This window comes from Desulfobacter curvatus DSM 3379 (genome assembly GCF_000373985.1).
GTDB lineage: Bacteria > Desulfobacterota > Desulfobacteria > Desulfobacterales > Desulfobacteraceae > Desulfobacter > Desulfobacter curvatus.
This window is the reverse complement of the sequence record NZ_KB892930.1, coordinates 1-7,069: the sequence shown is the minus strand read 5'-3', so window position 1 is coordinate 7,069 and position 7,069 is coordinate 1. Positions and strand designations below refer to the sequence as shown.

Annotated in this window: 6 protein-coding genes and 1 pseudogene; 3 read left to right on the top strand and 4 right to left on the bottom strand. The window is 44.2% G+C overall.

Annotated elements, in window-relative coordinates:
- The 4 genes from rhuM to mads1 form a co-directional block, all read right to left on the bottom strand.
- The coding region (gene rhuM / locus B147_RS0104080) for a RhuM family protein (RefSeq protein ID WP_026259509.1) at positions 1-356 on the bottom strand (356 nt) is incomplete at its 3' end.
- Complete coding sequence (locus B147_RS0104075; protein WP_020585969.1) at positions 353-943, bottom strand: plasmid pRiA4b ORF-3 family protein; 591 nt, start codon at positions 941-943, stop codon at positions 353-355. The genes B147_RS0104075 and rhuM, both read right to left, overlap by 4 nt.
- Complete coding sequence (locus tag B147_RS0104070) at positions 940-2,292, bottom strand: tetratricopeptide repeat protein (RefSeq protein WP_020585968.1); 1,353 nt, start codon at positions 2,290-2,292, stop codon at positions 940-942. The genes B147_RS0104075 and B147_RS0104070 overlap by 4 nt, the downstream gene beginning before the upstream one ends.
- Positions 2,293-2,491: 199 nt before the next feature.
- On the bottom strand, positions 2,492-2,689 hold the full coding sequence (mads1, locus tag B147_RS0104060) for a methylation-associated defense system helix-turn-helix domain-containing protein MAD1 (protein ID WP_020585966.1): 198 nt from the start codon (positions 2,687-2,689) through the stop codon (positions 2,492-2,494).
- An 801-nt stretch (positions 2,690-3,490) separates the two neighbouring features.
- On the opposite strand from mads1, the gene B147_RS0104055 reads away from it, so the two are divergent.
- The 3 genes and pseudogenes from B147_RS0104055 to B147_RS27350 all read left to right on the top strand — a co-directional run.
- Entirely contained in the window at positions 3,491-4,276 is a 786-nt protein-coding gene (locus B147_RS0104055) for a helix-turn-helix domain-containing protein (protein WP_157237766.1), read from the top strand.
- 183 nt (positions 4,277-4,459) lie between these two features.
- A complete protein-coding gene (locus B147_RS0104050) occupies positions 4,460-6,592 on the top strand; it encodes a TonB-dependent receptor (protein ID WP_020585964.1) in 2,133 nt (710 codons plus the stop codon).
- A 291-nt stretch (positions 6,593-6,883) separates the two neighbouring features.
- A pseudogene (locus B147_RS27350) lies at positions 6,884-7,069 on the top strand (hypothetical protein); the annotation flags it as partial.

The window sequence follows — 7,069 nt, the reverse complement described above, 5'->3', positions numbered from 1 at the left end:
CGCTCCGAATTGACCTTATAACCGATGGCGATGATGGCCGAGAGATTGTAGTGATTGGTGTTATAATTTTTGCCATCAGAGGCAGTTATCCGAAAATTTCGGATAACTGAAATTTCCTCTAACTCACTGTCTCTAAATATCCTTTTCAAATGATAGTTTACCGTCCTGACATCAACGTCATAGAGCGTGGCTATCATTTTCTGGGTCAGCCAGATGTTCTCGTCTGCGTATACCGCCTCAACACCGCTCTTGCCTGTGGCTGCAACAAATGTTAGATACTCGGCCGCCGAGGAACGAACAATAGAAGTCTCTTTTTTTCCAGCTTTTTGAAGTTGCTTGTTTTTATCCGTCTTCATTCAACGCCGCCCCAGTTTTGATACCTGTCCCGGGACCAACGGAGGTATTTCATCAACTCCCAGTTGATAGAACCGGAATCAAACCGATCACTGTCGTAATCGCCACCGGACCATTCCATGTAACCTTCGTGCTCTTCATGGCTCGGGTCCTCCAGGGCGTTGCAGAATTCAAAGTAGCCGGGTACGCCGCCTACATCTTCAGGAGGGCAGGCCCGCTCGCCTTCAAAACAGGCCAGCTCCGTTCTCAGTTCCGGATTGAAATAGCGGCTTTCCTCCAGAACCAGTTCATGCTCCCAGCTATCCCCGAAATCATACAGATAACGAAAGGTACGGCCTTTCTGCTTGATCAGATTTCCAAGACGGTATCTGCCGCAGACCAGCCCCTCTTCTTTCGATTCCGGGTATTCCGTGTATCGTTTACTACCGATGGTGAATTGGTGCAGATGGCTGTCGGTCCAACCCATAACAATCTGGATAACATCGTGGAACCGGTCCAGCGTAATGCTGGCGGGCACTACAAAACGACGCCAGATTGCCGGTTCGATATCAAGTAGTTGTATTTTCAGCAGATAAAATCGTTCGTTCATTTCTTCACCTCATATTTTGACCAGAAGCTTCGTTTTCGGCCATGAGCCTGAATGATCTTCTCTTTGAAAGCTTCGTGATGATTAAATTGTTTCCAGTTGGCGACGCTTGCCGCCAGTTTATCCAACTTTTTCAGATACCGAATGCCATGGGGGTAGGCCTTGGTGTACCCACGTTCCAGAATTGAGACAAGCAGACTGCGGTATATCAGGCTAGTAACAAGATGGCGATTTTCTGACTCCATCGCTTCTGCCAGAGAAAGCAGACTGCCGTAATAGTTGCCATCAAGCTGGTCGGCACGCCCCAGAAGATATTCTTCGGCGTCATCTATCTTCCCGACTGCAATCAGGAATTTGGCATCAGATTCTCGTAGCCTGTCGGTTTTCAGGATTTGCTCAACTTCATCATTGATAGTATCATCCCGTTTGTCATGACCGATGACATCCAGAAGCGCCTGCAAAGTGTCAGTGGAATGATGGGATCTGTATTTCTGGTACAGAAGTTTTGTCAGCTTTTCAGAATCACCCTGCTTATGGTAGATCTCCTCAAGGAGCTTATCCCGCTCGTATGCTTGAAAGGTTTCACCTTCCGGGATTTTCTTCAGCCAGGAATGGGCGGTTTCAACATCTGTGCTTTCAAGGTATACCCGGGCAATATCAATCAGTGCCGCTGTGGACAGCTTTCCCCATGAAGCGATGCGCGTTTTCTCAAACAGCTTTGCATCCTTGATCTGGCGGGCCAGTGATTCGATCAGCATCAGGTGATGACGTTTGCCGTATTCATCTTTTTCTTTGTCTGCCCATTTCTGAAGCGTTGTAATCATCGTTCGGATAATATCCTCAGGCAGACACACTCCTGCACAATCAATCAAAGTGTCCCGGATGCCGTAACTGTCCTTTTGATTTACCTTAAGAACGATCTCCGCAATTCTTTCTTTGTCTTTACAGCGTGAGGCATAGTCCACAAACAGTTCTTTAGCATTATAGCGGAAAATATCTCCAATATTTCCGCTGGAGTCATCGCACATCTCAAAAATGGTATTGTCAGCCTCGTAAAATGCCGCAACAAGTTCAATGCCGGTGAGTGGATCATCCACACCGGATTTTAAATCCTGCAGCAGCATTTCCAGTTCTCGGGCAAAACCGGAGGCTCCCTGCCAGTCAATAAAGCGATTTGAATGTTTCAGGCCGGAAAGCTTCTTCTTAAATCGTTGAACATTTTCCTTTGGGGTGGCAATCAGCTGTTCAATCAGGTCATCCGCCTCATCGGAATGGACTGCAAGATTCAACAAGGCATCTGCAAGGGCGTGCGGCCCCAGATCAATCAATTTTTGTTTGCGGGAATCAGTCATTTGCCTCTCCTCTAACCCATGCTCCAACCCTTGTACAGCCCGGACCGGCCATTGAGCTGCGGCCGCCGGATACAGGTGTGATGTTTATCTGGGTGCTGATTCTTTCTTTCAGTGCAGAAACATCATGTAGCAAGATTTCCTTTGAGCTTGGAAACAACATTTCCCGGAGATTTGTTGTCAAGTATTCCTGCAGACTGTTTCACTGATCTTCACCCTTTTTAGAATCACTTGCTTTCCCGTCACGGACCCAAATATCGACCTCATCTTTCTTAAATTTCCAAAAACGGCCGATTTTGTGGGCAGGCATTTTCTTTTTGTTTATCCATGTGTAAACTGTATCTTTGCTGACACCCAGATAGTGAGCAATCTCCTCGGCTGACAACCAACGATCTTCCATTTTTTACACCTTTAAAGCTTATAAGGTCAAATTGGTTTAGTTTGTCTTTTTACACGATGTCTGTTTTTTGTCAATCAGGTTTAGTTGGGTTTAATCAGGTTTTGCATGAAATATTGGCATGGGTAGTGGAATTGAACTTTAGCATTTTCCAAGATTAATCCACTTTTTATTATTTGAGGCCTGAAATATAAAATTTGGCAGATCATGCTGAGGTGTTTGAGGTGAGGTTAGGACCGTTTTTAGGCAAATAAGAACCCCGGATTATCCCTGTCACTCCGGATCTTTTCAAGGACGATTCAACCACAATATGTGGGCTTGTCCAAATTTCAAAAAAGAGAGCCCTACAAATGCAAAAGCTCGCCCTTAAAATTTTAGCCCCCTGAGAATTGATTGGAGTATCAAACACCCTTTCTGTAAAGGCTTTTAGCGACAGATAATACCATAAGTCAACCCCATGGCATTACTCTTTTTTCAAGGATATCAATCGAATACATAATTATCTAATCATAAGTTTGGATCGGGCTGACCGTGGCCTATCGATTTTGAACCTTCTTGACACCTAATATTTTTCGTTTGACAAAACATTTAATGACAAATAAAATTATTTAACTAATGAAATATAATTTTAACTATACATAATTTTTATCTTTTCGGAGAAACCTCCCAACCATGGCAAATCCCCCCAACAAAAAAGGCAACGCATCTGCATCATATTCGGAGAATCAGGAAATTATTACTCTGACATCGGGAATCTCTTTAATTATCACGGATTTTTTGCCGCAATCCGACACCCTGATTAATATGGATATTGACGGCAGTTACGTCTCGTTTGGTTTCACCCTGTCTGTGCAGGCCGTATCTAACCTGAAAACCGAAAGCGGCAAAAAAGTGGAGATTTACCACACATGCCAAGGAACTGAGGTTTCGTTTATTCCCAAAACAAGAGCGAAATCCAAAATATGGGCTGGTATACCTTTTAGAAGTGTTTGTCTTACCATGCCACCGAGTCTTTTGGCATTTTTCATTACCGGTCAGGAACAAAGCTTTCCTGATTCGATTCAACGGATATCCGGAGAGGAGAAATGCAAACATGTTCAAACTATTGGCACAATGACCCCTGAAATGAATTATATTGTCCTGAAGATTATGGAATGTTCCCTCCCAGATCCCATACGGCAGATATACCTGGAAGCAAAAGCAATGGAACTTTTGGCCTGTCGGTTGAAATTGATGATGAAACCCCGTCCATTATCAGGAATACAGCCATGTGATATCAAGGCTGTTCACCAGGCCGCCGGCTTACTGACTGAAAACCTGAGCCATCCGCCAGATATGGAAGAATTATCACGAAGTGTTGGGCTCAACAGAACTAAACTAAAACAGGGATTTAAGGCTGTTTACGGTAAAAGTGCTTTCCAATACCTTAAGCAATTTCGATTTGAACGTGTTGCCGATCTTTTGACCAACGGCTCCATGAGTGTCTGTGAAGCTGCCGAAGCAGTCGGATATAACGATATTAAACATTTTTATCAAAATTTCCGTAACCACTTTGGCACAACACCTGGTACTTTCCGGAAAACTATTTAAATCCTCATTTTGTTGGATACATTGGTAAATATCCCCATCCAGTGAACAGTTTATCGGCTTTTTCCCCCCCATAAAAACTTCCGTTTCCCCCATAGAAATCGTTTTACAAGATTGATATTTCGTCTTGGATACAAGTCCAAAGGTGAAGTTTTTTTATCATAGGCACAAAAAAAGGAGAATGGAATGTCTGCTAAAAAAATGATGGTATTTATTTGTTGCATGGCCTGCACTTGTCACTTTGCAGCGAAAACAGCATGGGGCCAGAATGTTGAGAAGAAACCATCCGTGGAAATGGCAGAAATTACTGTCACAGCCAATAAAATTGAGGAGGATGTTCAAAAAATTCCCCAGAGTATCACTATTATGGATGAGGTTCTTCTGGAGGAAAAGGGAATTACCGATGTCCCTGACCTGATCAGGGAAATTCCTAACATGACTGTTAGGGAAAACGCCGGAAACGCAGTGAGTTTCCGGGGACTGAACCCTTCCACGTTTACCAGTAGCAATCCGATGGTCATTTATATTGACGGGGTCCCCATTATCCGCCAAGAGGGTTTTGATGCCTCCCTGGCCAATGTGGAGCGGGTTGAGGTGCTGCGCGGACCGCAGGGAACACTTTACGGCAAGGACGCCATTGGCGGGGTTATCAATATCGTCACTAAGAAGCCGGGAAATGAATGGCATGGAATGATTGGTGCTGAATATGGCCGCTACAATTACATGCAGGGCATTTTTAACCTCAATGGTTCAGTGATCAAAGATACGCTGTTTATGGGAATCAACGGCAAATACGAGCAGGATGACGGCTGGATCAATAACACCAATCCCAGGCTGGATTCGGACGGGAACGAATTCGATCAGCAGCAATTCAGTGGCTACCTTTTATACACCCCGACACACATGTTTACTGCAAAGTTGACGCTTTCCATGGATAATCAAAATGATTCCTGGATCAATGGATATGCACTGCCTGCCGGGTCGAATCTCAGTGATTTTAACAGAGATGATGCCGAAGAGGTCAATTTTGATGTGCCAACGGAAGCCAATTTAGATTGTTTCTCCCAGAGTCTATATTTGAATTATGCATTTGATTCAATAACCCTTACCTCGATCACCACCCATAGGAAACGGGACAATGAAGGGGATTCCGATGTGGATTACACGGCCGGCACCTCTTTCGACGGATTGAAAATGTTTGGCTATAATGAAACAGATACCTATACCCAGGAGATTCGCGTATCAAGTAATAATGAGGGCGGCATCCGCTGGGTAGCCGGTCTTTACCTGGATTCAGAAAACCATGAAGTTGGTCCTTATGGTATGCAATACCCTTCTTATGACAATTCAGGAACAATTAATGGAAGTGTTTTTTATAATGCTGAGTCAGAAACCGACAGTACTACCTATGCAGCATTTGGTCAGGCAATGGTACCCCTGGGAGAGCGGTTTGAGCTTACCCTAGGTGGCCGGTATCAGCACATTGACAAAGAGATTGATTTAGATACGTATTATCTGCCCGTGGGAACAACCGGGGCACCCATTTTTTCATTATTTGGAGACAAAGACTGGGATGTTTTTTTGCCCAAGGCAGCCCTTACTTATGGCCTGAGCGATAACTGGCATACATATATTTCGTATTCCCAGGGATACATGCCCGGAGGTTTCAATTTCTTTGCTTATTCCGGCACGACAGAGGACAATTCCTTTGAACCCCAAAAATCAGCAAATTACGAGATAGGGATCAAGGGAAGTGTGAATCAGTTGAGGTTGGCGGCAACCCTGTTTTACATGGATATAGAAGATATCCATGTTTATAAGTCCGATGGTGTCAATTTTTATACAGATAATGCTGATAGCGCCCATTCTCAGGGAGTTGAGCTGGAATTGGCATATCAACTCACCGATACCATTGAATTGACAGGTTCACTGGGTTTTATAAAGGCGGAGTACGACAGTTATGATGCCGGAGGCGGCAGATCCTTTGATGGACAGGATATCGAGAATACCCCTTCCTACACAGCAACAGCCGGTGTCTCCTATAGACATCCCAGTGGATTGTATGGACGTATCGATATAAGGGCGGCAGATGAAATTTCTTTCTTTGATGATGCCAATGATGGCTTTGTCGAGGAGGATGCATATGTCACTTTTGGTGCAAAGATAGGTTATCTAACTGGTGAATGGGATTTTTATGTATATGGGAAAAATCTGACAGATGAGGAGTATATTACTAGTTTTTTATCTAATTCAAGAATGGCGAGGGCTACATTCGGGGACCCGCTGACCGTTGGCGTTGGGCTGCGCTACCGGTTTTAGTTTGCTCTTTAAGTTATAGCTATCCATCAGCCAGGTTTCCCGAAGATGGTGAGACAGGATGAGGTTCTTGCCGGCGGCAAGTCCTGCCAGTGTCCCTGAAATCGAACCATGTGGGCATGGTAACCGTGCCCACATGACCCAGGAAAGCTGCCAGGGCCTTAAACACAATCAGGGGTGGGGCCCCTCAGGAAGTCCAACAGCATCTTTTTTAATTAGGCTATGTTCCCTTTAAATGTTGAAACTCAATAAATGATTTCTATCTTTTGGATATACTCCAAGAAGGAGGAAATCATGAAAAATAAAGACTTTTCACAATTATTGCTTAAAATCACCGAAATGGATCATCGTCAACGAAGTAGCTTGCTGAATGCCCTTACATATCTCTCCGATGATAGTCAGGTTGTCGAATGTATTGAATCACATTTTGACGCAGACGGCAAATGTCCCTTCTGTAATTTTGCCCATTATTATAGACAT

Bases quoted from the DNA above. Each gene is read 5' to 3' on its own strand.
- B147_RS0104050 (WP_020585964.1), top strand. From the start codon at position 4,460: ATGTCTGCTAAAAAAATGATGGTATTTATTTGTTGCATGGCCTGCACT.
- mads1 (WP_020585966.1), bottom strand. From the start codon at position 2,689: ATGGAAGATCGTTGGTTGTCAGCCGAGGAGATTGCTCACTATCTGGGT.
- B147_RS0104075 (WP_020585969.1), bottom strand. From the start codon at position 943: ATGAACGAACGATTTTATCTGCTGAAAATACAACTACTTGATATCGAA.
- B147_RS0104055 (WP_157237766.1), top strand. From the start codon at position 3,491: ATGGATATTGACGGCAGTTACGTCTCGTTTGGTTTCACCCTGTCTGTG.
- B147_RS0104070 (WP_020585968.1), bottom strand. From the start codon at position 2,292: ATGACTGATTCCCGCAAACAAAAATTGATTGATCTGGGGCCGCACGCC.